The following is a 25,118-nucleotide window of genomic DNA, read 5'->3' as shown; positions in this document are numbered from 1 at the left end:
GGCGACTTCGGCATGGTCGCCGGCACGCATTGGCTGGCCTCCGCCACCGGAATGGGCGTGCTGGAGCGCGGCGGCAACGCCTATGACGCGGCGGTCGCCGCCGGTTTCGTGCTGCAGGTCGCCGAGCCGCACCTGAACGGCCCCGGCGGCGAGGTGCCGATCCTGTCGTGGAACGAGGCCGAGCAGAAGGTGTCGGTCGTGTGCGGGCAGGGCGTGGCCCCCGCCGCGGCCACCATCGAGCGCTTCGCCGAGCTCGGTCTGGACGTGGTGCCCGGCACGGGGCTGCTCGCGGCCACCGTGCCGGGGGCGTTCGGCGGCTGGATGCTGATGCTGGAGCGCTGGGGCACGTGGTCGCTGGCCGACGTGCTGGCGCCCGCGATCCACTACGCCGAGCACGGCGTGCCGGTGCTGGAGCGGATCGCGGCCACGATCGAGTCGGTCCAGGGCCTGTTCCGGGAGGACTGGCCCACGTCGGCGGCGACCTGGCTGCCCGGCGGGAACGTTCCCGAGCCCGGCTCGAAGCTGGCCAACCCCGTCCTGGCCGCCACCTACCGGCGGCTGGTCGCCGAGGCCGAGTCGGCTTCGAGCACCCGTGAGGGCCAGATCGAGGCCGCCAGGAAGGCGTGGTACGAGGGCTTCGTGGCCGAGGAGATCGCCGCGTTCAGCGCCGGCACCGCCTGGCGGGACAGCTCGGGCGAGGTGCACGGCGGCCTGCTGACGGGCGACGACCTGGCGGGCTGGTCGGCCTCGGTGGAGGAGCCGGTGACCTTCGACTACCACGGTCACACCGTGGCCAAGACGGGGCCGTGGGGTCAGGGGCCGGTGTTCCTGCAGCAGCTCGCCCTGCTGGAGGGCTTCGACCTGGACGCGATGGACTTCCTCGGCGCCGACTACCTGCACACGGTGACCGAGGCCGCCAAGCTGGCCTTCGCCGACCGCGAGGCCTGGTACGGCGACACCGACGTGCCCATGGCCGACCTGCTGAGCCCGGCGTACAACGCCGAGCGGCGCCGGCTGATCGGCGCCCAGGCCAGCCTGGAGCTGCGGCCCGGCGCCCCCGGCGGGCGCGCGCCCCGGCTGCCCGTCTTCCCCGACCCGGGCACGGCCAGCGACGCGCCGGGCCTGTCCGGCGCCCGCAAGCCGCAGGGGGTGGGCGAGCCGACCGTGGCACGCGATGGCGTGGTCAAGGGTGACACGTGTCACATCGACGTCGTGGACCGGTTCGGGAACATGGTGTCGGCCACCCCCAGCGGCGGCTGGCTGCAGAGCTCCCCGACCATCCCCGCGCTGGGCTTCTGCCTGGGCACGCGGGCGCAGATGTTCTGGCTGCAGGAGGGCGTGGCCACCGCCCTGCGGCCCGGCGCGCGCCCGCGTACCACGCTGTCGCCGTCGTTCGCGCTCAGGGACGGCAAGCCGTGGCTGGCGTTCGGCACCCCCGGCGGTGACCAGCAGGACCAGTGGAGCCTGAACTTCTTCCTCGCGGTCGTCCACGGCAACCTGAACCTGCAGGAGGCCATCGACGCCCCCATGTTCCACTCGGAGCACTTCCCCAGCTCCTTCTTCCCGCGCGGCTCCCGCCCCGGCGTCATGCACGTCGAGGACCGGGTGGACGCGGGCGTCGTGGCGGAGTTGCGACGGCGCGGGCACGAGGTCGAGGCTCAGGGCCCGTGGTCGCTCGGCCGGCTCAGCGCGGTCGCCCGTGACGGCGCCTTCCTCAAGGCCGCCGCCAACCCGCGTGGCGCCCAGGGCTACGCTGTCGGCCGATGACCGACCTGCTCTTCCTGGTCGGTGCCGGTCTGCTGGCCGGTGTGGTGAACGCCCTGGCCGGGGGAGGCACGCTCATCTCCTTCCCCGCCCTGCTGGCGATGGGTTATCCGGGCCTGACCGCCACCGTGACGAACGCGGTGGCGCTGTGGCCCGGTTACCTGGGCGGCGTGCTCGGCTACCGGGCCGAGCTGCGCGGCCAGCGCCGCAGGGCGACGCTGCTGTCGGTCACGGCGGTGCTGGGGGCGTGCGCGGGCAGCACGCTGCTGCTGCTCACGCCGGGCAAGCTGTTCGAGTCGATGGTGCCGTGGCTGGTGGCCTTCGCCAGCCTCGCCCTGCTCGCGCAGCCGTGGCTGCGCAAGCTCTTCGGCGGCGAGGCGGACGGCCCGACCAATCGGATGGTGTACGTCGGGGTGTTCTTCGGCGGGTGCTACGGCGCCTACTTCAACGGTGGCATGGGGGTGGTGCTGCTGACCGTGCTCGGCATGTTCCTGCACGACAACCTGCATCGCGTGAACGCCCTGCGGGCCACGCTCGCGCTGGTCGTCAGCTCGGTGTCGGTCGTCGCGTTCTCGCTGTTCGGCGCCGTGCGGTGGGAGGCCGTGGCGGTGATCGCCCCGGCCAGCCTGGCGGGCGGGTTCCTGGGCACGCGGCTGGCCCGGCTCATGCCGCCGAAGGTGCTGCGCGGCGTCGTCGTCGCGTTCGGCCTGGGGGTGGCCGCCGCCCTCGCGTTGCGCTAGGCGACGGTCGCCTCGATCAGGTCGTCCACCACCTCGGCCAGGTCGTTCCCCTTCTCGTACGCCCGCCGCTGCCGCATGGCCCCCGAGCCCTTGCGCAGCAGCCGGTCAAGGCCCTCCTGGATGAACGTCAGGTCCCCCGCCTCCCCCAGCGCCGGGCGTACGTGCTCCAGGAGGCGCCCGGCCATCACCGCGGCGGGCACCAGCGTGCCGTGCCGGACGTCCAGGCTGTCGCCCTGCAGCCCGTCGCGGGCCGCCCGCCAGTAGGCGGCGCGCAGCACCTCCGACGGGACGGGCAACCCCCGGTCGCCGCGCCTGACGGCGGCCAGCGCGGTGACCACCAGCGCGCGGATGAGCCCGATCAGGGTGAGGCTGTCTGCCACGTCGAGCGGCACGTCGGCCACCCTGATCTCCACCGTGGGCAGGCGCGGCGAGGGCCGGGTGTCCCAGTAGACGGTCTTGGGATCGAGCAGCGCGCCCGACTCCGCCAGAGCCCTCAGGGCCAGCTCGTACGCGCCGAACGACGGGAAGAACGGCGGCGCCCCGGAGACCGGCCAGCGGCCCCAGCTGATCACCCGCCAGGACGCGTAGCCGGTGTCGCGGCCCACGAAGAACGGCGAGTTGGCGGCCAGCGCGATCAGCGTCGGCAACCAGGGACGCAGGTGGTTGCCCACGTAGACGGCGTGCTCGGCGTCCGGCACGTCCACGTGCACGTGCAGGGCGCAGATGCTGATCTCGTCCTGCAGGGCGCGGTAGAGCACCTTGCCCTGCAGGTAGCGGTCGTCGTCGGTGAGCGGCGGCGGCATCACGTTCCCCAGCACGGGGATGCCGCTCGCGACGACGGCCAGGCCGCACGAGCGGGCCGCGCCCGCCACCTCCTTGCGCGCAGCGCGCAGCTGGGAGCCCAGCTCGCTGAGGTCGGCGGAGGGCGGCGTACGGGCCTCCACCTGGAATCTGGTGATTTCGTGCACCACGTCAAGCATGTCCGTCGCCGCGGTCAGGACCTCGGCCGCCCGGGGGGCCACGTGGCGAGTGCGGGGATCGACTATGAGGTATTCCTCTTCGATCCCGATGAGCGGAACCATGCCCACACCTCGCAGGGGAGTCCACACGCCTCCGTACGAGGTTGTGCCCGTACCACACCGTCGGGAAAACCCTCCCGACAATCGGTTGTCAACCGGTGAACTCCACGGGGCCGTACAGTGCGTGCCCGGCCTGCGTGGACATCGCCCAGTAACGGTCTCCGTACGACCAGTGCCACCATTCGGTCGGGTAGTTGACCAGACCGGCGGGCTCCAGGGCGGCGGCCAGGAGCTTGCGGTGGGCCCGGGCGTCGTCGGAGATGTTGGGGGCGGCGGTGTAGCAGGCGCCGTGGCTCTGCTCCGGGTTGTCGTTGACCGCGGTGCCCATGTCGTATTCGGTGCCGTCGGGGGCGCAGAGGGTGAGGTCCACGGCGGCGCCGGCGGTGTGGGGGGCGACTTCGACGGGCGACACGTACCGACTTGCCGCGATATATGCCTCGTCGGGCGTCAAATCGGAGAATGTGGCTCTGTACTCGTCGAAGATGCGGCGCTGCGTGGCGATCGGCCGGTAGCCCTCGACGATCAGGAGGTGGTAGCCGTCGGGCAGCAGACTCTCCGCGTGCTCCAGCCGCCGCAGCAGGCCGGCGCGCAGGTGGGCGTACGCGCCCGCGTCGTCGGCCAGCCGGTGGTCCACGCGCAGCCGGCCGCGCACGTCCGCCAGTGGTTCGCCGCTCTCCCGCACCGGGATCGAGGTGACGCGGGGGTCGGAGATGAGCACGACATCGTTCGGGGACTGCCACATGGGCAGAAATTCTCACACAGTGTCGGAGAAGACCTGTTCCCGGGCCTGCTCCAGAGCCGCCACCAGGGCGCCCCGCAGCACCGGGTTCCCGGCCACCTTGGAGGTGACGACGGTCGGCTGGCTCGGGCACACGCGGGCCACGGCCTCCTGCACCTTGGCGGCCAGCCGGTCGCCGCCCGCCCGGCCGATGTCGCCGCTGAGCACGATGAGCCCGGGGTCGAGCACGACGGCCACGGCCGCGGCGCCCAGGGCCAGCCGCGCCGCGACGGCGTCCAGATAGCCCTCGTCGCCGCCGCGTACCAGGTCGGGCACCGTGGCGCCGGCCACGCCGTACTCCTCGGCGAGCCCGCGCAGCGCGTCGTGGCCCACCAGGCGCTGGAACGAGCCCGACTGCGGCCGCGAGACGTCGGACGGCAGCGGCTCCCCCGGGACCGGCAGCCAGCCGATCTCGCCCGCGCCCCCGGTGATGCCCCGGTGCAGCCGGCCGCCCAGCATGACGCCGAGGCCCTGGCCGACGCCGGCCCAGATGACCACGAAGTCGTCGAACCCGACGGCCGCGCCGTGCCTGTGCTCGGCGAGCGCGACCAGGTTGACGTCGTTCTCGATGGTCACCGAGGCGCCGAGCGTCCGGCGCAGGCTGGCCAGCACGCCGACGTGCCAGGACGGCAGGTCGACGGACAGGCGCACGTCGCCGGTGAGCGGGTCGACCACGCCCCTGGTGCCGATGACGAAGGCGCGCAGCCGCGACAGTCTGACGTTCGCCGCGTCGCAGGCGCGCTGCACGGCCGCGTGCACCGCCTTGACCGGATCGCGGCCGTCGGAGGGGTTGAGCGTGATCTCCACCACCACTCTGCCTGTGATGTCCGCCACACCCACGGTGAGGCTGTCGGGCAGGACTTCGAGGCCGGCCACGTACGCGCTGGAAGGAACCACGGCGTACAGGGCGGCGTGCGGCCCCCTGCCGCCCGCGCGCTCTCCCGCGACCTCCACGAGCCCTCGATCCTCCAGTCGAGCGAGGAGCTGACCTGCGGTTACCTTGGAGAGCCCGGTCCGCTCGCCGAGTTCGGCACGGGTGAGAGGACCGTCTCCGAGGAGCAGTTCGAGCGCCGCGCGATCGTTCAACCGGCGCAGCAGCCGGGGGGTTCCCGGGTCTCGACTCATCGGCGCGCCCTCTCTCGTCACGATCGGCTAACGAGCGTTTCTTTTAAGAAAGTTTCTTGTTAGTTTAACAGCATCGTTCGGCATTTGACGATCAGCCTGGTGCGGACCGTAGGCCAGCACCCGGGAAGGGAGAACCCTGTGAGGATCGCGAAGATCACGGCCACTACGGTCACCACGGCCACGCTGGCCCTGGGACTGGCCGCCTGTGGATCCGGTGAAGAACCCCCCACGTCCTCACCCAGCGCAGCCGCCTCCGCCAGCGGCCCCAAGTACGCCGGCAAGACGCTGACCTTCTGGCGCCTGGGCGACAGCAACCCCGACGCCAAGAAGTACACCGACGAACTGGTCGCCGAGTTCGAGAAGCAGACCGGCGCCAAGGTGAACGTCGAGTGGATCCCGTGGCCGCAGGTCAACGACAAGTTCACGGCCGCGGCGGCCGGTGGCGCCGGCCCCGACGTGACCGAGATCGGCAACGACCAGGTGCCGCTCTGGCAGAGCCAGGAAGCGCTGGAGCCGATCACCGACATCGTCGCCGCGGGCGACCAGGCCCAGATCCCCAAGAACCTGATGGGGCTGGAGACCATCGACGGCGAGACGTACGCCGTCCCGTGGGGCGGCGGCAGCCGGGCGGTGCTCTACCGCGCCGACTGGTTCAAGGAGCTCAAGATCGAGGTCCCCAAGACCTGGGACGACCTCGTGGCCGCCGCCAAGAAGATCCAGGAGAAGAAGGGCTCGGACGTCGACGGCTTCGCCTTCAACGGCGGCTCCGACGCCAACCACCTGCTCGGCGCCCTCGCCTGGACCTCCGGCGGCGAGTACGCCGTCAAGGAGGGCGACAAGTGGGTCGGCAAGCTGACGGACCCGGCCTTCAAGGCCGGCTTCGCGCAGTACACCGGCCTCGTCACCGACGGCCTGTCCAGCAAGTCGCGGCTCAACCAGAACACCACCGAGATCCGCACCCGCTTCTCCAACAACAAGGTCGGCATGTACCTCACCGCGGCGTGGGACCTGGCGACCATCGAGGAGGAGAGCAAGGGCAAGGTCAAGGGTGACAAGCTGGCCTTCTTCCCGCTCCCGTCCAAGGACGGCGGCGAGGCGCAGTCGTTCCTCGGCGGCAACGACATCGCCGTCTGGGGCACCGCCAAGGAGAAGGACGCGGCCAAGGAGTTCGTGAAGCTCGCCTCCGGCAAGCAGTGGGGCGTCAAGTACGCCACCGACGGCGGCCTCCTGCCGGTCTACCCCGAGGCGCTGGCCGCGCTGTCCAGCGACCCGGTGCAGGCGCCGTTCGCGGCCGCCTTCGCCAAGGCCAAGGCCTTCCCCGCCGACCCGCAGTGGACCGAGGCCAACGAGACCAAGGCGGTGCTGCAGAACGCGGCCCGCAAGGTCATCGAGGGCAAGGCGTCCGCGGATGAGGCGCTGGCCGCGGCCAACAAGGAACTCGAAGACATCCTCAACGCGTCCTGAGTCCTATGACGAACACGTCAACGCTCCCCCGGGGTGGAGGCCGTTCCACCGCCCCGGGGCGGCGCCGCGCGCGCCCGCCCCATAAGGCCAGCGGGCTCCCCGCCTGGTCGATCCCCTACGTCCTGCTGATCCCCGGGCTGCTGGTCATCGGCGCACTGCTGCTGTACCCGCTGGCCCAGATGGCGATCATCGCCTTCCAGAAGGTCGGCCTCGTCCAGATCTCGGGCCGCAAACCCGCCACCTGGGTGGGCCTCGAGAACTTCGCCAACATCCTCGAGAACGACGTCTTCTGGTCCTCGCTCCGCAACTCGGTCGTGTTCGCCGCGATCGCGGTGCCGCTCACGCTCATCCTGGGCACCGCCGTCGGCGTCCTGCTGCAGCGGCTCGGCAAGAAGATGTCGCTGTTCGTGATCATCGGCATCATGTTCGCCTGGGCCGTCCCGCCGGTGGCGCAGGGCGTGATCTGGCGCTGGTTGTTCGACGCCGAGGCCGGGATCATCAACTGGGCGCTCAACCTGCTGCCCGACTGGCTCTCCAGCGCCCTGTTCGGCCGCGCCGACTGGACCGGCGAGCCCTGGCTGAACGACGCCTGGTCCATCTACATGGTGTTGATCATCTGCGTGGTCTGGGCCGGCTTCCCGTTCGTCGCCGTCTCGGTGCTCGCCGGGCTCAAGGGCGTCCCCGCCGAGCTCTACGAGGCCGCCAAGGTGGACGGCTCCGGGCCGTGGCGGACGTTCAGGAAGATCACGTTCCCGCTGCTGAAGCCGGTGTTCGCGGTGCTGACCGTACTGTCGATCATCTGGGACTTCAAGGTCTTCTCCCAGCTGTACGTGCTGGCCGGGACCAACAACCGGGAGGCGTACAACCTGTCGATGTACGCGGTGACCGAGGCGTTCAAGGCCCCGCCGAAGATGGGGTCGGGCGCGGCCATCGCGGTGGTGCTGACGGTGATCCTGCTCATCATCACCGCCGTGTACATCCGCCAGATCTTCAAGCAGGAGGAGCTGTGATGAGCCCGCTGGCCCGCAGGCGCCTGGGCAAGGCCGCGCTCAACACCGCGGGCGTGCTGGTCTTCCTGATGGCCACCTTCCCGGTGTACTGGATGGTCTCGACCGCCTTCAAGTCGAACGACCAGATCTTCACCACCGACTTCATCCCGATCCCGACCCACCTCACCTTGGAGCACGTCACGCGCGTGCTCACCGACGGTGTGGCCGGGCACTCGATCTGGCTGTACATGCGCAACAGCGCCATCGTCGCCATCGCGACGGTGCTGATCGGTGCGGTCTTCGCGCTGCTGTCGGCCACGGCGATCGCGCGCTTCCGGTTCAAGGGCCGCACGGCGTTCCTTGGGCTGCTGCTCGTCGCCCAGATGATCCCCGCCGAGGCGCTGCTCATCCCGCTGTTCCTGAGCGTCAAGCGTCTGGGCCTCTACGACCAGCTGCTCGGGCTGATCGTCACGCAGGTGGCCCTGACGCTGCCGTTCGGGATCTGGATGTTGCGGACGTTCGTCGCCGCCGTGCCCAAGTCGCTGGAGGAGGCGGCCTGGATCGACGGCGCCAGCCGGTTCACCACCTTCTGGAAGGTGCTCTTCCCCCTGGTGGCTCCGGGTCTGGTCGCGACCAGCATCTTCTCGTTCATCACCGCGTGGAACGAGCTGATCATGGCGCTGTACCTGCTCGGTGATCCGACCAAATACACCATGCCCGTCGCCCTGCAGTACTTCTTCGGGCAGAAGGGCACGGACTGGGGCGCCATCATGGCGACCTCCACGATGATGACCCTCCCGGTCGTCATCTTCTTCCTGCTCGTCCAACGCCGCATGGTCTCCGGCCTGGTCGCCGGGGCCGTGAAGGGCTGACAACACCAGCATGGTCCCGTACGGCACGACGATGCCGTACCCGACCATGCCTGAAAACTGATGAGGAGCCATGAGTCAGAGTGATCGGGGGCTGCGCCGCCTCGCGGCCGGCACACTGCTCGTCGCCTTCCAGGGCACCACGGCGCCCGACTGGGTGCTGCGCGAGCTGGAGCACGGTCTGGGCGGCGTCACGCTCTTCGGCTTCAACGTGGCCGACCCCGGCCAGGTGCTCGAGCTGACCACCGCGCTACGGGGAGCCGGTGAGCCCGTCATCTCGCTCGACGAGGAGGGCGGGGACGTCACGCGGCTCGCCTACCACGTCGGGAGCCCGTACCCGGGGAACGCGGCGCTGGGGGCCGTGGACGACGTCGAGCTGACCCGCCGGGTCTACCGGGCGATCGGCTCCGAGCTGGCCGCCTGCGGGATCAACCTGGACATGGCGCCCAGCGCCGACGTCAACACCGAGGCCGACAACCCGGTGATCGGCACCAGGTCGTTCGGGTCCGACCCGGAGCTGGTGGCCAGGCACACGGTCGCGGCCGTACGGGGCCTGCAGTCGGTGAACGTGGCCGCCTGCGTCAAGCACTTCCCCGGCCACGGCGCCACCCGGGTGGACTCGCACCTGGCCGTGCCCGTCGTGGACGTCAGCATGGACGTCCTGCGGGCGCGGGAGCTGGCGCCGTTCCGCGCGGCGATCGGCGCGGGGGCCAAGTCGGTGATGACCGCGCACGTCGCGGTTCCGGTGGTGACGGGAGAGACGCCCGCCACGCTGTCCGGCGCCGCGCTGACCGGGCTCCTCAGGGGCGAGCTCGGTTACGACGGCGTGGTCGTCACCGACGCGCTCGACATGCACGCGATCACCCGCAGCGTCGGCCTGGCCGGGGGCGCCGTGCTGACCATCGCGGCCGGGTCCGACCTGCTGTGCCTGGGCCCGCTGCCCACCTATGACGACGTTCAGGCGATCATCGCCGAGATTGTCTCCGCCGTGCACGAGGGCCGGCTGCCGCCGGCCCGGCTGGAGGAGGCGGCCGCCCGGGTGGCCGCCCTGCGGGCCTGGGCCGGCGCGCCGGAACGGTTCGCGGCCGAGCAGAACGTCGTCGGCCTGGACGCGGCGCGCCGCGCCGTACGCCTGACCGGCTCCGCCAATCCCCTGGTCGAGCCCCTGGTGATCGAGGTGGACACCCCGCCGACGATCGCCGTGGGCGACGTGCCGTGGGGGGTGGGCCCGTGGCTGCCGGACGCCGAGATCGTCCGGGTCAAGCCCGCGGCCGCCGACGTCCCGGACCTGCTGGCCAAGGCCGCGAACCGGTCACTGGTCGTCGTGGTCAAGGACGCCCACCGCCACCACGAGAGCCGGGATCTGGTCTCCGCGCTGGTCGCGGCCCGCCCCGACACGACCGTGATCGAGATGGGCCTGCCCGTCTGGCAGCCTGGGAGCGCGGCCTACATCGCCACGTACGGCGCCGCCCGCGCCAACGCCCAGGCGGCCGTCGAACTCCTGACCGCCTGACCCCGCCTTACCCGCGGCTCTCCTCCTCCCCGCGCTCCGGGAGTGGAGAGGCGGCGTGGGGCGGGTGACCGGCGTGCGATCGGGCCAGGGCCCGGTCCAGAAGGCCGGCGGGCCGGGATCAGGGGGCCAGCAGCTCCTCGCGCGCCTGGTCCAGGGCGGCCAGCACGGCACCGCGCAGGACCGGGTTCTTGTCGGTCACCGTCGTCGTGACCACCTGGGGGCGCACCGGGCAGACCCGGGCCACGGCCTCCTCCACCCGGGACGTCAGCGCGGCCCCGCCCGCGTGCCCCACCTCACCGGCCAGCACCACCAGCCCGGGGTCGAGGATCACGCACACCGCCGCCACCCCCAGGGCCAGCCGCCGCGCGACCTCGTCGAGCAGCGGCTCCCCCTCGGCACCGGCGGCCACCGCCACCTTGACGCACTCGCCGGCGCTGCCGGCGGCGAAGCCGTAGCTCCGGGCCAGCTCGCTCACCGCCTCGGCGCTGACCAGCGACTGCAGCCCGCCCGCCAGCGAGGGCAGCCGCCCCGGCTCGGTACGGATGTCCTCGGGCAACGGCACGCCGGGAACCGGCAGGTAGCCGATCTCCCCGGCGCTGCCCGAGCGCCCCCGGTGCAGCTTGCCGCCCAGCATGATGGCCAGGCCCAGGCCCCGGCTCGACCACAGCAGCACGAAGTCGTCGATGCCCGTGGCCGCCCCGTCGACGCGCTCGGCGATGGCGGCGAGGTTGACGTCGTTCTCGATCGTCACCTCGCGCCGCAGGTCGCCGGCCAGCGCCTCGTGGATGCCCTCGTGCCAGCCGGGCAGGTCGAAGGAGAAGCGGATGTCGCCGCTGCGCGGGTCGACCACACCGGGGGTGCCGATCACCACGCCGCGCAGCTTGGCGATGCTCACCTTGGCGCTGCGGCACGCCTTGACGATCGCGCCGTGCACCACCGAGACCGGGTCGTCGTGACCGTCGGGGTCGACCGTGACCTCGGCGATCGTACGGCCGTGGATGTCGGCGATGGCCGTGGAGATCAGCTCGGGCCCGACCTCGAGCCCCGCGACGTACGCGCTGGAGGGGATCACCGAGTAGAGCGCCGCGTTGGGGCCGCGCCCGCCGGCCTGGGCGCCGACCACCTCGACCAGCCCGCGCTCCTCCAGCCTGGCCAGCGTCTGCGAGGCGGTGACCTTGGACAGGCCGGTCAGGTCGCCGATCTGCCCGCGCGTCATCGGCCCGGTGGCCAGCAACAGCTCCAGCGCGGCCCGGTCATTGATCTCCCGCAGAAGTCTGGGCACACCAGGGCGTCGCTCCACGCTGAATCCCGCCGTCGCAATCGAATGACCGTAATCGAAAAGATTATTGGAAGTTTAGCGCCACGGCCTTGCGCGCCACCGCAGGTGAACACGAGGATGCCTCATGGTCATCCTGGGGCCCGGCCGCCGTGCTCGCGCTCGGCATCGTAGTCCTCTTCGCTGTCCTGCGCGTCCACCTACCCTCCCACCTCGCCCGCCGACGCACCTGCCGAGCGGATCGGCCACGTGCTGATCGGCAAGGGCTCACCGGCCGTGTCCGCCCAGGTGCCGAGGTTGCCGTATTCGGATCACCTGCCCGTTCTGACGACCTTGCGCCTAACCAGTGTTGACCAGGAGGGATAATCGAGAACATGCGCCTATCCGCTCGTGTCGACTACGCCCTCCGCGCCGCCGCCGAACTCGCCGCAGCCGGTGCAGGCCCGACTACTGTGGGCGAGCTCGCCAAAGAGCAGGACATGCCGCCCAAATACCTTGAGAACATCCTGCTGCAGATGCGCCGCGCCGGGCTCGTACGCGGGCAGCGCGGGCCTGAGGGAGGCTACGTGCTGGCCAGGCCGGCCGCCCAGATCTCCCTGGCCGACGTGATCAGGGCGGTCGACGGCCCCCTGGCCAACGTCCGCGGCGAGCGGCCCGAGCACGTCGGCTACCGGGGGCCCGCCGAGTCGCTGCAGCAGGTGTGGATCGCGTTGCGGGCCACCGAGCGCTCGATCCTGGAGGAGGTCACGCTCGAGCACGTCTCCTCCGGAGCGCTGCCCGAGCGCATCCGCCAGCTCGCCGCCGACCCCGCCGCCTGGGACTGACCCCACCCCAGAAGATCAGCGCAGGGTGGGCCCACCCAGCGCGTACGCCACGCCCGCGTCCAGATCGGCCTCCCGACCGGCCCGGAAGGCGCTGTCGTAGGCCCCGTCGCCGAGCGCCCTCCGCACCCGGCTCTCGCACGCCTGGCGGGCGGTCACCAGCTCCGGAAGGCCGATCTGCCGCTCGCCGAGGGTGTCCCAGATCGCCTCGGCCAGCCCCAGCATGCGGGCGGCCCGCTCCCCCTCCCCCGCGGCCACCGCCGCCGGGGCGAGCACGTCGATCGCCATCGCCATGCCCACGCTGTCGTGCAGCCGCCACTTCACCTCCAGCCCCGCCTGCGCGTACGCCCTGGCCTCCGCGGCCCGGCCGCCCGCCAGCTCGGCCTGGGCCCGCAGGACGTCGCCGTAGGCGCGCTGCCAGCGCTCGCCGTGCCGGTCGCACAGCGTCCGCAGCCGCTCCAGCACGGCGATGGCCTCCTCGTGGTGCCCGGTGGCCGTCAGGGAGAGGCTGTAGCAGTTGAGCACCAGCAGCGTGGGGAAGACGACGACGGAGTCACCGGCCTCGTCGATCAGCCTCCTGGCCGGCTCGGCGGTGCGCGCGTGGTCGCCGGCGAGCAGCCTGGAGCACACGATGGCGCTTCTGGCGGCCAGCACCGCTTCCGCGTCGCCCTGCCGCTCGGCCTCGGCCAGGCACTCGACGGCCAGCTTCTCCGCCAGGACCTCCTCGCCCTGGCACAGCATGACGAAGCTGCAGGCCCACAGCGCCTTGTTGCGGGCCGGACCGGGCTCGCGATCCTGGGCGAGCGCGCGTTCCAGGTAGTGCTGCCCCTCCTTGGGGAACCCGCAGGGATACCAGAAGAACCACAGCGCCCCGGCGAGCTCCAGCGCCGCGTGGCCCTCCGGCCGGGCCAGGCAGAACTGCAGCGCGGCCCGCAGGTTGTCGTGCTCGGCCGTCATCCGGTCGTACCAGGAGTACTGGTCGGGCCCGATCCAGCAGGCGTCCCCCTCGCGGGCCAGCGCCAGGTAGTAGTCGCGGTGCCGGCGCCGCAGGCGCTCGTCCTGGCCCAGGTCCTTCAGCCAGATGCCGCCGAACTCGCGGATGGTGTCCGGCATCCGGTAGCGGTCGCCTGCGCCGGTCGGCTCCCAGATCAGGATCGACTTGTCCGCGAGCGACTCGAGCAGCTGGGGGATCTGCCAGCTCGGCAGCCGGTCGTCGGCGCAGACCTCCTTCACCGCGACCGGGTCGATGCCGCCGGCGAACACCGAGGCCCGCGCCCACAGCAGCCGCTCGGCCGGGGTGCACAGCTGGTGGCTCCAGCCGATGGCCGTGCGCAGTGCCTGGTGCCAGGGCGGGTCGGCCTCGTACACCTTGCGCTCGGTGGCGCCCAGCACGTCGAACCGGTCCTCCAGCCGCTCGGCCAGCCGTTCGACGGGCAGCTCGCGCAGCCGGGCGGCGGCCAGCTCGATGGCCAGCGGCAGCCCCTCCAGCCGCCGGCACACCCGCATCATGGCCTCGCGGTTGTGCTCGTCGATGGCGAAGCCGGGGACCGCCGCCGCCGCCCGGTCGGCCAGCAGCGCCACCGCGTCGCCGTCCGCCCAGGTGGACCCGCTCGGCACCGGCAGCGGCTCCACCGCGAAGACCTGCTCGTCCCGGCACCTCAGCGAGCGGCGGCTGGTGGCCAGCACGCGCAGCCCGGGCGCGGCGGCCAGGAGCGCCTCGACCGTCGCCGCGCACTCTCCCGCCACGTGCTCGCACGTGTCGAGCACGAGCAGCAGCTCCCGCCCGGCCAGGTAGCCGGCCAGCACCTCGCTGACCGGACGTGCGCTCTGGTCGATCAGCGGCAGCGACTCCGCGATCGCGTACGGCAGCGCGCTGCCCTCGGCCAGCGGCGACAGCGCCACCAGCCAGACCCCGTCGGCGAAGTCCTCCTGCAGCCCGGCGGCGGCGCGCAGGGCGATCCTGGTCTTCCCGACCCCCGCCACCCCCGTGACGGTCACCAGCCGGGACCCGGCGAGCAGCGCCCGCAGTGCGGCGACCTCCTCGCGGCGCCCGATCAGCGTCGTGGTCTCGCTGGGCAGGTTCCCCTGCCACCGGCTTGCTTGCACGATCGTCACCTCACAGCGCTAGGCATGCACCACAGTTTGCCGGAACCACCCCCGCACCGTCACTAAAAGTGAGAAGGCGACTACTCACCACCAGACCAGCCCAAGGAGTCCCCTCTGGCCGAGTTCGTGCCGAGCGGGGGGCTGCTGGTCGGCTGCGGCCACCCCGGCCCGTACGCGTCGACAGCCCCCTGCGCACCCTCCACCCGCCCCGCCGGTCCACGAGCACCGGCCCCCGGGCTGACCGGGGTCACTTCCGGGAGTACCAGAGCACGATCGCGTCGAGTTCGGCCTTGGGCCCGGTCGCCAGGGTCCGTACGACGCGCCCGCTCGCGTCCATCATGACGACGTCCGTGTTCCCACCGTCCGGCCTGGACCCCAGGAAGTGCTGATCGTCCAGCCAGCCGCTGTAGCCGGCGCCCTCGGGCAGCCGGATCTCGCCCTTCCTGGCGCCGGTCTTCTCATCCCAGACGCAGATGTTCTGCGAATTCTCCCGGCATTTCGTGGCGAAGACCGTCCCCAGGGCCGTCCTCTCCGCCTGCCTCACCACCAGCTCCCCCAGCCCCGAGAAGGCCCGCAGGAGCCGGCCGTCGAGGTCCAGCGCCCGTATCACCCCGCCGGGCGCCTGATACAGCACGCTGGCGTCGTCGGAGCCCCACACATAGCGGATCTTGCCCGCCCCCGTCACCTTGGTGACCTTGACCGAGCCGGCTACCGGGTCCACCACCGCGAAGCCCACGGCCCGGTCCGACGCGCTGGTGTCGATGACGGTCGCCAGCAGCCGCCGCCCGTCGCCGGACCAGTGCGGCGCCATCAGCGTGGCGGGCTTGTCCACGGTACGCAGCTCGCGCTCCCGGCCGGTGCGATCGCGCAGCCGGATGGTCTCGAAGTCGTCCCGCTTGAGCCGGGTGAAGGACAGGGACGCGACGTAGCCGGCCCCGGGCGAGACGATCGGCTCCTCCCACATGCCGAAGAAGGAGAAGGCGCCTGTGGCCGGATCCCGCACGTACGTCGGGTAGGTGCCGGCCTTGCGCTGGTCGTGGTAGGAGGAGACCCAGACGGCGTCGGCGGGGTTCTCGTACAACGTGATGCGGGTCTCCGGGATCTTCAGCTCCGCCTGCGACGTGAGCGCCATCGGCCCCGGACGCGGCAGCGGCAGCGGCGCCGGGGTGGGCGCGGGCGGCCTCGGCTCCGGGGCGGGCCTCAGGAGCAGTACGGCGGCCGCGACCGCCAGGGCGGTGCCCGCCGCCCCGGCCATCAGCGGCCATCGCCTGCGGGCACGGGCGGGAGGCGTGGGAGGCGCCGCGGACTGGCGGCCCTCGGCCAGCAGCCGCTGCGCCCCGGTGTCGCGCAGCGCCTGCTCCGGCAGGCGGTGCCCGAGCAGGGTGAGCAGCGCCCGCGCCGCCGTGGGGCGGGCCCTCGGCTCCTTGGCCAGGCAGCGCGCGGCCAGGTCCCGCAGGTCGCCGTCGAGGCCGCCGAGATCGGGCTCGGCGTGCATGATGCGGTTGATCAGCGCGGGCAGGGCGCCCGTACCGAACGGCGGTCGCCCCGTCGCGGCGGCCACCATGGTCGCGGCCCACGCGAACAGGTCCGAGGCCGCCCCCGCCGGGCGGCCGTCGAACTGCTCGGGAGCCATGTACGGCGGCGTCCCCACGAGATGCTCGCCGCTCTCCGACTCCCCCAGCGCCCGGGAGATGCCGAAGTCGATCACCCGGGGCCCGTCCCTGCTGAGCAGCACGTTGCCGGGCTTGAAGTCCCGGTGCACGACTCCCGCCTGGTGGATGGCGGCCAGCGCGGTGAGCGTCCCGATCGCCAGCCGCCGCAGCTCCGCCCCGCCCAACGGGCCCCGCTCCTGGATCACCTCGGCCAGCGAGGGGCCGTCCACGTACTCGCTCACGACGTACGGGGTGCCGCCGAGCTCCCCGCTGGCCAGCACCTGCGCGGTGCAGAACGCCTTGACCCGGCGCGCGTACCCGATCTCCTGGCCGAAGCGCAAGAGCGCGTCGGGTTCGTCCAGGCCCGCGCCCAGCATCTTGATCGCCACCCGCGTCCCGTCGGTTGCCTCGCCCAGGTAGACGACGCCCTGCCCGCCCTCCCCGAGCCGTCCCACGACGCGGTGGCCGTCGATCTGGACGGGGTCGCCCGTGGCCAGCGGTTTCATGAGCGGGGCACCGGCGCGTACTGCAGCAGGGCCGGCTTCTTGGTGGAGACGTCGGCCAGGACGCGTGCGGTCTTGCCGAAGAAGTCGATGACCTGGACGACCTCGGTGTCCTTCTTCTTGCCGGGATCCTGCACGAGGAGGTGCTTCTCGTTGAACCAGCCGATGAAGCTGCCCTCGGCGGTCCCGAAGGGCACCGTCGCCAGCCGGGCGCCCGTCCGGGCGTCCCAGACGCAGTAGTCCTTGTCGCCCGGGCAGATGGTGGCCAGCCGCTTGCCGGACGGGGAGAACCACTGTGTGCCGCGCGGCAGGCCGACCCAGTGCCACGTCTTGGTGACCTCGCCCGACATGTCGTAGTACTCGATCCCACCCCGCTTGCCGTCCCAGTAGCCCCGGACGATCGAGCCGTCCGGAGCGAAGATGTAGGCGAGGGACGGGTTGTCGAGGTACTCGGTCTCGACGTGCACGGCCTTCCTGGTGGCCAGGTCGACGACCACGAACCCCACGAGCCGCCGCGGGTCCTTGCTGGAGTCGTGGACCGAGAGCAGCAGCCTGCCGCCGTCCCTGGACCAGACGGGATTCATGTGCTGCAAGGGTCTCTTGACCGTGCTGACGACGAAGGACCCGCCGGTGGACATCCTGGTGAACTTGATCTGGTCCAGCTCGGAGGTCTGGAACTTGAGCATGGGGTTGAGCGCCACCCAGTCACCGCCGGGCGAGATGACGGGTTGCTCGCCCGTACCCACGGCCTTGAACGTGCCGTTCCTGTCCCGGGCGTAGGACGTGTACTTGTCGGTGGAGCCCATGTAGGCCATCATCCGGACCGGATCCTTGGAGTGCTCGTGCAGGGTGATGCCCGCTCAACCGGTATTCCGCGACCTCCGCGGGATCTTCCGCGCGTAAATCCGTGATCTCCGGCATGCCCCGCTCAAGCCTTCCGTCAAGGCCCAGTCCTGATCAGCATTATGTCCGCGAACCCCCGCAAAGGCAGCAAAACGGGTCAAGGTTCATCATGCGATCGGTCAAGAAGACGCGCGTAACACCGTTAAGGCCCACACCGTCACAAAGCCCGCGCCGTCACGAAGGGCGGATTTCTACACTGGAGGGGTGCCCGAAGGAGATGCCGTCTATCGCACGGCTGCCCGCCTGCGGGGCGCGCTCGACGGGCGCGTCCTCACCCGGTCGGACTTCCGCGTCCCCCGGCACGCCACCGCCGACCTCACCGGCCGCACGGTCATCACCACCCTGTCCCGGGGCAAGCACCTGCTCACCCGCGTCGACGGCGGCCTCACCGTCCACACCCACCTGCGCATGGACGGCAGCTGGCAGATCATGCCCGCCGGCCGGCGCACCGCCCCCGGCGACCGGGTGCGGCTGATCCTGGCCAACGAGCAGTGGCAGGCGGTGGGGATCAAGCTGGGGATGGTGGATCTCGTCCGCACGGACGACGAGGCACGCCTGGTGGGCCACCTGGGGCCGGATCTGCTCGGCGCGGACTGGGACCCGGACGAGGCCGTGCGAAGGCTGCGAGAGGCGCCCGACAGGACCATCGGGGAGGCGCTGCTCGATCAGCGCAACCTGGCGGGGATCGGCACGATCTATCGCGCCGAGACCCTTTTCCTGCGCGGAATCTGGCCGTGGAAGAAGGTCGGGGAGATCGAGGATCTCAACGGGCTCGTGTCACTGGCCCAGCGACTGCTGGACGCCAACAGGGGACATGCGGGCACGGTGACCACAGGCGATCGCCGCCCGGCGAATCAGACCTGGGTCTATGGCAGGGCAGGGAGACCCTGTCGCCGATGCGGCACCCGCATCAGCCGTGGGGAGATGGGGGCGCAGCCACAGGAACGGCTGATCCTGTGGTGTGCTGGCTGCCAGCCGCGTTAGGCAGCCACCATGTCCTTGACTTCGGGGAACACGGAGTCGGAAATCGACCCGGGAACCGTCTCCGAAAGGGGCAGCCGCTCGTGCTCGGGCACGTCGGCAAGCACAGGGGCAGCCTGGAGCTCCGCCAGCGCGAACTGGTCGGAAACCTCACGCAACACCTGCGAAAGCGGCACTCCGAGCGCGCCGCAAATGGATGCGAGCAGCTCGGACGAGGCCTCTTTCTGGCCACGCTCCACTTCGGACAAGTAACCGAGCGAAACCCGGGCCAGCGTGGACACCTCGCGTAGCGTGCGTCCCTGCCGCACCCGCAACCGCCTCAGCACGTCGCCGAGCAGCTGACGCAGCAGAATCATCTGTCGCTCCCTCCCCGGCGCGGATGTCTTCACCACGCCCCGCGCGATCGGATCGTGCCGCACATTGGTCTTCTTAGCTTCGTACATACTCCTCGCCGTCATCACTGGGCGTCGCCGCCCCTGGACCGCCGCTCGTGCCTCGTTGCGCGACTCATCAGGCCCGCCTGCCGGGCGCTCGGTGCTTGCAGTTGGCTCACGGACCTCACTCACAGCTCCACCGTACCCGTATCCACCGACACCGCGTCAGACCGCGCATCGCATGTTCGCTCGGGACGTAACACGGTAATCACCCGGAATGTTCCCCTATGTTCGCCTTCAGCACACCTGACAGTAGATCGACTGCCTCGTCCACCGTCTCTACCCTGATACGTTCACGCGACCCTTCAAGTCTCAATTCCCGGGCCCAAATCTGCCCGCCAGGCCCGCAGACGGCGATGTGCACGGTGCCGACGGGCTTGCCGTCCTGCGGCTCCGGCCCGGCCACCCCCGTCACGGCCACGCCGTACGTCGCCCCGCACAGCCGTGCGACCCCCGCCGCCATGCCGGCCGCCACCTCGGGGTGCACCGCCCCCTCGCGCCGCAGCAGCCCCTCCGGCACTCCCAGCAGCTCCCGCTTGAGATCGGTGGCATAGGAGATCACCCCGCCCCTGAACGCCTTGGAGGAGCCGGAGACCGAGGTGATCGCCGCCCCGATGAGCCCGCCGGTCAGCGACTCGGCCACCGCCACCGTGGCGTCCTGGTCCACCAGCATCGCCAGGGCCTCGGCCACGTCAGCCATCGCTCACTCCGATCACTCCCCACGCGCCTGCCTGGCCACTTTACGCAGCTTCAGAGCCCGGAAGATGTAGTCGGCGCCCGTGACCACGGTGACGACGGTCGCCGCGCCCATCACCACCCACCGGACGGGCCCCGGCACGAAAGGCAGGAGATAGAGCACGATGGCGGCGATCTGCAGCACGGTCTTGACCTTGCCGCCGTAGCTGGCCGGGATGACCGCGTGCCGCAGCAGCAGGAACCGGAGGATCGTGATGCCCACCTCCCTGCCGAGGATCACGATCGTGACCCACCACGGGAGCTCGTCGAGGATCGACAGGCACACCAGCGCGGCCCCGGTGAGCGCCTTGTCGGCGATCGGGTCGGCGATCTTGCCGAAGTCGGTGATGAGGCCGTAGCGCCTGGCCAGCTCCCCGTCGAGGTGGTCGGTGAACGAGGCCACCGCGAACACCGCCAGGGCGGCCACCCGCCACCCCGTGCCGGGCAGGAAAAGACAGACGACGAAGAAAGGGACGAGCGCCAACCGGAGGACCGTGAGGACGTTGGCGATGTTCCACGGGCTTACCACGCGGCGCTCGTCCCTCTTCATGGACCGGCCTTGATGCGCGCGATCAGGTCAACCCCCTCGGCATCGACCACGAGCGCGCGCACGATCTGCCCCTTGACCAACCCGATGCCCTGAACCGTGACGGAGCCGTCGACCTCGGGCCCCTGGTGGGCCGCCCTGCCCTCGTAGCCGCCGTCGCCCAGGTCGTCGTCGATCAGCACGTCGACCTCGGTGCCGATGCGCTCCTCCGCACGCTGGGCGGTCAGCTCCTCGGCCAGCTCGGTGAGCACGCGCACGCGCTCGTCGATGACCTCCTGCTCCAGCTTGCCCGGCAGCCCGGCCGCCTCGGTGCCGTCTTCGTCGGAGTAGCCGAACACGCCGATGACGTCGAGCCTGGCCTCCTCCAGGAACCCGACCAGGTCGCCGAACTCCTCCTCCGTCTCGCCCGGGAAGCCCACGATGAAGTTGGAGCGCACGCCCGCCTCGGGGGCGCGCTCGCGGATGCTCTCGAGCAGCCCGAGGAAGCGCTCGGGGTCGCCGAAGCGGCGCATCCGGCGCAGCACCGTGCCGCTGGCGTGCTGGAAGGACAGGTCGAAGTAGGGAACGACCCCGTCGGTGCCGGTGAGCACGTCGATCAGGCCGGGGCGCAGCTCGGCCGGCTGGAGATAGCTGACGCGCACGCGCTCGATGCCCTCGACGGCCGCGAGCTGGGGCAGCAGCTTCTCCAGCGCCCGCAGGTCGCCCAGGTCCTTGCCGTAGGAGGTGGAGTTTTCGCTCACGAGGACGAGCTCGCGCACGCCCCTGTGGGCCAGCCAGTCGGCCTCGGCCAGCAACTCGTCCGGCTTGCGCGAGACGTAGGAGCCGCGGAAGGCCGGGATGGCGCAGAACGAGCAGCGCCGGTCGCAGCCCGAGGCCAGCTTGAGCGAGGCCACGGGGCTCTCGTCGAGCCGCTTGCGCAGCACCCGCGGCCCGCTGGCGGGCGCCAGGCCCTCCGGCAGGTCGCCGTGGCCCGGGATGCTGGCCTTGGACGCGCCGGCACGATCCACCGGCGAGATGGGAAGCAGGGTGCGGCGGTCGCGTGGCGTGTGCGGCTTGAGCGGCCGGCCGGCGAGCACGTCGTCGAGACGGCCGCCGATCTCGGCATAGTCGTCGAAGGAGATGACCGCGCTGGCCTCCGGCAGGGCCTCGGCCAGCTCGTTGCCGTAGCGCTCGGCCATGCAACCCGCGGCCACCACCTTGGCGCCGGAGTCCGCGGCGGCCAGGAGGGTGTCGATGGAGTCTTTCTTGGCCGAGTCAATGAAGCCACACGTGTTGACGACGACGACCTCGGGGTCGTCGTCGCCCAGCTGCCAACCGGCAGCCTCGAGTCGCGCGGCCAGCTCCTCGGAGTCGACCTCGTTGCGCGCGCAGCCCAGAGTGATCAGCGATGCGGTTCGGCGGGATGACATGGTGAACACTACGGTATCGGGAGTTGGCCACCACCCGATGCACGGGCTCCCCCGCGTGACCTCCGCGTGACTACCGGGACTGCGGTTTCGGCGGCCCGAACGAGCGCCGCACGACGTCTCCCCGGCCGCCCAGCCGCTTCACTTTCTTGCCGTTGACGTGCAGTGTCACGGCCCCGGCGTCGGCCAGCAGCACGTTGACCTTCTCGGCCGCGCGCCAGGTGGAGGTCTTTCCCGCCTTGAGCGTGCCGGCGAACAGCTTGTGCCCCTCGGCGTCGTGCACGTTGACGTACGACGACCGCTTGGCCTTGATACGCACCGTGACCATGTTCTTGGCGTCCATCTTGGACGGCGAGGGCTTGGGCGACTCGGTGATGGGTGTGTTCGGCGGGACGCTGGGCCGGGCCGAGGCCACCCGTACGTCACCCGTGCGCACCTGGTCGCTCGCGCCGCCCAGCACCCGCATCATGCCGAAGACCACCACGATGGCCAGGGCCACGCCGAGCGCCATCGTCCAGTTGGGCCCCCGCCGCTCCGGCAGGTGGATCTTGCGGTCGGCCTGGAACACCGCCGAGGCCGCGACGGGCCGAGGCACCCCGCCGTGTTGCTGGTCATAGAGATGGACGGTGGCCTCGGGATCCAGCCCCACGGCCTCGGCCACGGCTCTGACGTGACCTCTGGCGTAGAAGTCGCCGCCGCATTGGCCGTAATCATCCTGCTCCATGCAATGGATGATCGCCTCGCGAATCCTGGTGGCCGCGCTGACCTGCGCGACCGTGAGTCCGGCCGACTGCCTGGCCGCGGCCAGCATGGCTCCGATGCTCTGCTCCTGCACAGCGAAACGCCCCCCACCACAGCGACTACTCTTCGTGGTGGTACATATTCAATCAGTTATCGCCGTGCAAGCACGCATTGGGGTCATTCGCCACGCAGATCAGCCAGCAAACCAGGCAGATCGTCGGGCTTCACGAGCACCTCGCGCGCCTTCGAGCCCTCGCTCGGGCCGACCACGTTGCGGCTCTCCAGCAGGTCCATCAGCCGTCCGGCCTTGGCGAACCCGACCCGCAACTTGCGCTGGAGCATCGAGGTCGAGCCGAACTGCGTGGTCACGATCAGCTCGGCCGCCTGGACCAGCAGGTCGAGGTCGTCGCCGATCTCCTCGTCGATCTCCCGCTTGACCGGCGCCGCCGCCACGTCCTCGCGGTATTCGACCTGCATCTGCGCCTTGCAGTGCCCGACGATCTCGGCGATCTCCTTCTCGGAGACGAACGCGTTCTGGATCCGGATCGGCTTGCTCGCGCCCATCGGCAGGAACAGCGCGTCACCCTGGCCGACCAGCTTGTCGGCGCCCGGCTGGTCGAGGATGACCCGCGAGTCGGTCAGCGACGAGACCGCGAACGCCAGCCTGGACGGCACGTTCGCCTTGATCAGGCCGGTCACCACGTCGACCGAGGGCCGCTGCGTGGCGATCACCAGGTGGATGCCCGCCGCGCGGGCGAGCTGCGTGATGCGCACGATCGAGTCCTCGACGTCACGCGGGGCCACCATCATGAGGTCGGCCAGCTCGTCCACGATCACCAGCAGGTACGGGTAGGGCTGGTAGACCCGCTCGCTGCCCGGCGGCGGCTGCAGCTTGCCCGCCCGCACGGCCTTGTTGAACTCGTCCACGTGCCGGAACCCCGACGCGGCCAGGTCGTCGTAGCGCCGGTCCATCTCGCCCACGACCCATTCCAGGGCCTCGGCGGCCTTCTTCGGGTTCGTGATGATGGGGGTGATCAGGTGGGGGATGCCCTCGTACACGCTGAGCTCGACCCGCTTGGGGTCCACCAGCACCATCCGCACCTCGTCCGGGGTGGCCCGCATGAGGATGCTGGTGATCAGCCCGTTGACGCAGACCGACTTACCGGCGCCGGTGGCGCCCGCGATGAGCAGGTGGGGCATCTTGGCGAGGTTCGCGACGATGGTGCGGCCCTCGACGTCCTTGCCCAGGCCGACGATCATCGGGTGGTGGTCGGCCTGCGCCACCTGGGCGCGCAGCACGTCGCCGAGTGCCACCAGGTCCTTGTCGGCGTTCGGGATCTCGACCCCGATGGCGGACTTCCCCGGAATGGGAGACAGGATGCGGACATCTGCGGACTTGACCGCGTACGCGATGTTCTTCGTGAGCGCCGTGACCTTCTCCACCTTCACGGCCGGCCCGAGCTCGATCTCGTAGCGCGTCACCGTCGGCCCGCGGGTGAACCCGATCACCTGCGCGTCGATGGTGAACTGCTCCAGCACGCTGGTCAGCGCGTTCACCACGGTCGTGTTGGCCTTGGTCTGCGGCTTGGGCGCCGTGCCCGGCTTGAGGAACTGCAGGTCCGGCAGGCTGTACGGCCCCGCCTGCGGCGACAGCACGAGCTGCTCGACCTTGCGCGGCGCGGGCGTCGGCTGCGGCGGCTCGGGCTTGCGCTCGAGGTCGGGAGCGGGCGGCTCCTCCTCGTCCGTGAGCCCCGGCACGATCTCCGGCGAGTGATCGGCGCGCTTGTCCTTCTCGGCCAGCACCGGCGTGTCATAGGGCTTGATGATCTCGCCGTCCTCGCCCAGCTCGGGCTTCTTGGCCCTGACCCGCTTCTTGGGCGGCGACTTCGGCTGCTCGGTCTCGGAGTGCCGCTCGAACAGCAGGTGCTTGAGCTCACCCAGCCGCTCGGGGATCCGGTGCACGGGGGTGGCGGTGATCACCAGCACGCCGAACCCGGACAGGAGCAGCAGCAGCGGGATCGTGACCCACGGCGGCAGGATGCTCATCGGCGGCGCCGACACGATGAACCCGATCATGCCGCCCGCCTGCGACACCTTGTCCATGCCCTGGCCCTCGCCGGCCGGGTAGGGGGTGTCGTTGGCCACATGGATGACGCCGAGCACGCCCACCAGCAGCGCGGCCCAGCCGATCACCATGCGCCCGGTGTCGGCGTTCTGGTCGGGGTGGCGCAGGTAGCGCCAGGCCAGCAGCCCGAGCAGCAGCGGCAGCGCCCAGGCCAGCGAGCCGAACACGCCGCGCACGGTCGCGTTGACCACACCGGCCACCGCACCGTCGGAGTTGCGCCACGTCATGGCCGCCAGCACGATCGCGCCCGCCAGCACCGTCAGGCCCACGCCGTCGCGGCGGTGCGCGGGATCCAGCTCGCGGGCGTTCTTGCCGAGCGCCCGCGCCGCGCTGCCGATGCCGTTGGCGAGCAGCATCCACAGCCCGACGACCAGCTTGCCGATCATGGTGAAGACCCAGCTGATCGGGTCCGGATGGGTCACCGAAGACTTGCGGCCAGAGGCGGCTCCCTTCGCCCTGGACCGCCCCGCCGACGTGGTCCCGCGCTTGGCGGGGGTCGAGCGAGACGAGGTCGACCGCTTCGCCGGCCCCTTCGATGCGCTTTTCGGCGTACGGGTGGCCATGATG

Annotated in this window: 21 protein-coding genes; 8 read left to right on the top strand and 13 right to left on the bottom strand. The window is 71.1% G+C overall.

The features are described from left to right. Positions 1–12 precede the first annotated feature (12 nt). Entirely contained in the window at positions 13–1,767 is a 1,755-nt protein-coding gene (locus AB0J69_RS38855; RefSeq protein ID WP_364128353.1) for a gamma-glutamyltransferase family protein, read from the top strand. After that, a complete protein-coding gene (locus AB0J69_RS38850; RefSeq protein WP_364128296.1) occupies positions 1,764–2,504 on the top strand; it encodes a sulfite exporter TauE/SafE family protein in 741 nt (246 codons plus the stop codon). Before AB0J69_RS38855 ends, AB0J69_RS38850 begins: the two co-directional genes overlap by 4 nt. Here the strand turns inward: AB0J69_RS38850 and AB0J69_RS38845 are convergent. From AB0J69_RS38845 to AB0J69_RS38835, 3 genes are all read right to left on the bottom strand, one after another. Beyond that, on the bottom strand, positions 2,501–3,586 hold the full coding sequence (locus AB0J69_RS38845; protein ID WP_364128293.1) for a glutamate--cysteine ligase: 1,086 nt from the start codon (positions 3,584–3,586) through the stop codon (positions 2,501–2,503). The genes AB0J69_RS38850 and AB0J69_RS38845 overlap by 4 nt on opposite strands. A gap of 88 nt (positions 3,587–3,674) precedes the next feature. Continuing rightward, on the bottom strand, positions 3,675–4,325 hold the full coding sequence (locus AB0J69_RS38840; protein ID WP_364128290.1) for a M15 family metallopeptidase: 651 nt from the start codon (positions 4,323–4,325) through the stop codon (positions 3,675–3,677). Between the two features lie 12 nt (positions 4,326–4,337). Then, positions 4,338–5,486 (bottom strand): ROK family transcriptional regulator, encoded by a 1,149-nt coding sequence (locus AB0J69_RS38835; RefSeq protein WP_364128287.1) that lies wholly within the window; start codon positions 5,484–5,486, stop codon positions 4,338–4,340. Positions 5,487–5,624: 138 nt separating this feature from the next. Between AB0J69_RS38835 and AB0J69_RS38830 the strand changes: the two genes are divergently transcribed. From AB0J69_RS38830 to AB0J69_RS38815, 4 genes are all read left to right on the top strand, one after another. Further along, a complete protein-coding gene (locus AB0J69_RS38830) occupies positions 5,625–6,950 on the top strand; it encodes an extracellular solute-binding protein (protein WP_364128284.1) in 1,326 nt (441 codons plus the stop codon). Between the two features lie 5 nt (positions 6,951–6,955). Then, positions 6,956–7,960 (top strand): sugar ABC transporter permease, encoded by a 1,005-nt coding sequence (locus AB0J69_RS38825; protein ID WP_364128282.1) that lies wholly within the window; start codon positions 6,956–6,958, stop codon positions 7,958–7,960. Then, positions 7,960–8,811 carry a carbohydrate ABC transporter permease gene (locus AB0J69_RS38820; RefSeq protein ID WP_364128279.1) on the top strand — a complete coding sequence of 284 codons (852 nt, stop codon included), beginning with the start codon at positions 7,960–7,962 and terminating at the stop codon, positions 8,809–8,811. The genes AB0J69_RS38825 and AB0J69_RS38820 overlap by 1 nt, the downstream gene beginning before the upstream one ends. 70 nt (positions 8,812–8,881) lie before the next feature. Then, on the top strand, positions 8,882–10,321 hold the full coding sequence (locus AB0J69_RS38815; protein ID WP_364128276.1) for a glycoside hydrolase family 3 protein: 1,440 nt from the start codon (positions 8,882–8,884) through the stop codon (positions 10,319–10,321). A gap of 118 nt (positions 10,322–10,439) precedes the next feature. On the opposite strand, the gene AB0J69_RS38810 is transcribed toward AB0J69_RS38815, so the two are convergent. Then, positions 10,440–11,621, bottom strand: a complete 1,182-nt coding sequence (locus tag AB0J69_RS38810; protein WP_364128273.1) for an ROK family transcriptional regulator — start codon at positions 11,619–11,621, stop codon at positions 10,440–10,442. Between the two features lie 350 nt (positions 11,622–11,971). Between AB0J69_RS38810 and AB0J69_RS38805 the strand changes: the two genes are divergently transcribed. After that, on the top strand, positions 11,972–12,421 hold the full coding sequence (locus tag AB0J69_RS38805) for an Rrf2 family transcriptional regulator (RefSeq protein ID WP_364128270.1): 450 nt from the start codon (positions 11,972–11,974) through the stop codon (positions 12,419–12,421). Positions 12,422–12,436: 15 nt separating this feature from the next. On the opposite strand, the gene AB0J69_RS38800 is transcribed toward AB0J69_RS38805, so the two are convergent. The 3 genes from AB0J69_RS38800 to AB0J69_RS38790 all read right to left on the bottom strand — a co-directional run bounded on the left by AB0J69_RS38800 (position 12,437) and on the right by AB0J69_RS38790 (position 17,497). Beyond that, positions 12,437–14,524 (bottom strand): ATPase, encoded by a 2,088-nt coding sequence (locus tag AB0J69_RS38800; protein WP_364128267.1) that lies wholly within the window; start codon positions 14,522–14,524, stop codon positions 12,437–12,439. A 247-nt stretch (positions 14,525–14,771) separates the two neighbouring features. After that, positions 14,772–16,682 carry a serine/threonine-protein kinase gene (locus AB0J69_RS38795; RefSeq protein ID WP_364128265.1) on the bottom strand — a complete coding sequence of 637 codons (1,911 nt, stop codon included), beginning with the start codon at positions 16,680–16,682 and terminating at the stop codon, positions 14,772–14,774. Then, a complete protein-coding gene (locus AB0J69_RS38790) occupies positions 16,679–17,497 on the bottom strand; it encodes a hypothetical protein (protein WP_364128262.1) in 819 nt (272 codons plus the stop codon). Before AB0J69_RS38790 ends, AB0J69_RS38795 begins: the two co-directional genes overlap by 4 nt. A gap of 289 nt (positions 17,498–17,786) precedes the next feature. Between AB0J69_RS38790 and AB0J69_RS38785 the strand changes: the two genes are divergently transcribed. Then, positions 17,787–18,566 (top strand): DNA-formamidopyrimidine glycosylase family protein, encoded by a 780-nt coding sequence (locus tag AB0J69_RS38785; protein WP_364128260.1) that lies wholly within the window; start codon positions 17,787–17,789, stop codon positions 18,564–18,566. On the opposite strand, the gene AB0J69_RS38780 is transcribed toward AB0J69_RS38785, so the two are convergent. The 6 genes from AB0J69_RS38780 to AB0J69_RS38755 form a co-directional block, all read right to left on the bottom strand. Beyond that, entirely contained in the window at positions 18,563–18,919 is a 357-nt protein-coding gene (locus AB0J69_RS38780; protein WP_090929002.1) for a helix-turn-helix transcriptional regulator, read from the bottom strand. The two genes, AB0J69_RS38785 and AB0J69_RS38780, sit on opposite strands and share 4 nt — an antisense overlap. A gap of 286 nt (positions 18,920–19,205) precedes the next feature. Continuing rightward, entirely contained in the window at positions 19,206–19,697 is a 492-nt protein-coding gene (locus tag AB0J69_RS38775; protein ID WP_364128257.1) for a CinA family protein, read from the bottom strand. A 12-nt stretch (positions 19,698–19,709) separates the two neighbouring features. Next, entirely contained in the window at positions 19,710–20,282 is a 573-nt protein-coding gene (pgsA, locus tag AB0J69_RS38770) for a CDP-diacylglycerol--glycerol-3-phosphate 3-phosphatidyltransferase (protein ID WP_364128255.1), read from the bottom strand. After that, positions 20,279–21,688 (bottom strand): 30S ribosomal protein S12 methylthiotransferase RimO, encoded by a 1,410-nt coding sequence (gene rimO / locus AB0J69_RS38765; RefSeq protein WP_364128252.1) that lies wholly within the window; start codon positions 21,686–21,688, stop codon positions 20,279–20,281. The genes pgsA and rimO overlap by 4 nt, the downstream gene beginning before the upstream one ends. 70 nt (positions 21,689–21,758) lie before the next feature. Continuing rightward, positions 21,759–22,520 carry a RodZ domain-containing protein gene (locus AB0J69_RS38760; RefSeq protein ID WP_364128249.1) on the bottom strand — a complete coding sequence of 254 codons (762 nt, stop codon included), beginning with the start codon at positions 22,518–22,520 and terminating at the stop codon, positions 21,759–21,761. 83 nt (positions 22,521–22,603) lie between these two features. Next, positions 22,604–25,114 (bottom strand): DNA translocase FtsK, encoded by a 2,511-nt coding sequence (locus AB0J69_RS38755; RefSeq protein WP_364128246.1) that lies wholly within the window; start codon positions 25,112–25,114, stop codon positions 22,604–22,606. Positions 25,115–25,118 lie beyond the last annotated feature (4 nt).

Origin of the sequence: Nonomuraea sp. NPDC049709, assembly GCF_040674815.1 — a bacterium.
In the GTDB taxonomy this organism is placed as follows: Bacteria; Actinomycetota; Actinomycetes; order Streptosporangiales; family Streptosporangiaceae; genus Nonomuraea.
This window is presented reverse-complemented; position numbering and strand designations above follow the sequence as displayed.

What these genes read in the sequence shown, in the direction of transcription:
- AB0J69_RS38790 (WP_364128262.1), bottom strand. Translation starts at nt 17,497, where the DNA reads ATGATGGCCTACATGGGCTCCACCGACAAGTACACGTCCTACGCCCGG.
- AB0J69_RS38855 (WP_364128353.1), top strand. Translation starts at nt 13, where the DNA reads ATGGTCGCCGGCACGCATTGGCTGGCCTCCGCCACCGGAATGGGCGTG.
- AB0J69_RS38775 (WP_364128257.1), bottom strand. Translation starts at nt 19,697, where the DNA reads ATGGCTGACGTGGCCGAGGCCCTGGCGATGCTGGTGGACCAGGACGCC.
- rimO (WP_364128252.1), bottom strand. Translation starts at nt 21,688, where the DNA reads ATGTCATCCCGCCGAACCGCATCGCTGATCACTCTGGGCTGCGCGCGC.
- AB0J69_RS38845 (WP_364128293.1), bottom strand. Translation starts at nt 3,586, where the DNA reads ATGGTTCCGCTCATCGGGATCGAAGAGGAATACCTCATAGTCGATCCC.
- AB0J69_RS38840 (WP_364128290.1), bottom strand. Translation starts at nt 4,325, where the DNA reads ATGTGGCAGTCCCCGAACGATGTCGTGCTCATCTCCGACCCCCGCGTC.
- AB0J69_RS38820 (WP_364128279.1), top strand. Translation starts at nt 7,960, where the DNA reads ATGAGCCCGCTGGCCCGCAGGCGCCTGGGCAAGGCCGCGCTCAACACC.
- AB0J69_RS38850 (WP_364128296.1), top strand. Translation starts at nt 1,764, where the DNA reads ATGACCGACCTGCTCTTCCTGGTCGGTGCCGGTCTGCTGGCCGGTGTG.
- AB0J69_RS38825 (WP_364128282.1), top strand. Translation starts at nt 6,956, where the DNA reads ATGACGAACACGTCAACGCTCCCCCGGGGTGGAGGCCGTTCCACCGCC.
- AB0J69_RS38835 (WP_364128287.1), bottom strand. Translation starts at nt 5,486, where the DNA reads ATGAGTCGAGACCCGGGAACCCCCCGGCTGCTGCGCCGGTTGAACGAT.
- AB0J69_RS38805 (WP_364128270.1), top strand. Translation starts at nt 11,972, where the DNA reads ATGCGCCTATCCGCTCGTGTCGACTACGCCCTCCGCGCCGCCGCCGAA.
- AB0J69_RS38780 (WP_090929002.1), bottom strand. Translation starts at nt 18,919, where the DNA reads ATGATTCTGCTGCGTCAGCTGCTCGGCGACGTGCTGAGGCGGTTGCGG.
- AB0J69_RS38795 (WP_364128265.1), bottom strand. Translation starts at nt 16,682, where the DNA reads ATGAAACCGCTGGCCACGGGCGACCCCGTCCAGATCGACGGCCACCGC.
- pgsA (WP_364128255.1), bottom strand. Translation starts at nt 20,282, where the DNA reads ATGAAGAGGGACGAGCGCCGCGTGGTAAGCCCGTGGAACATCGCCAAC.
- AB0J69_RS38755 (WP_364128246.1), bottom strand. Translation starts at nt 25,114, where the DNA reads ATGGCCACCCGTACGCCGAAAAGCGCATCGAAGGGGCCGGCGAAGCGG.
- AB0J69_RS38815 (WP_364128276.1), top strand. Translation starts at nt 8,882, where the DNA reads ATGAGTCAGAGTGATCGGGGGCTGCGCCGCCTCGCGGCCGGCACACTG.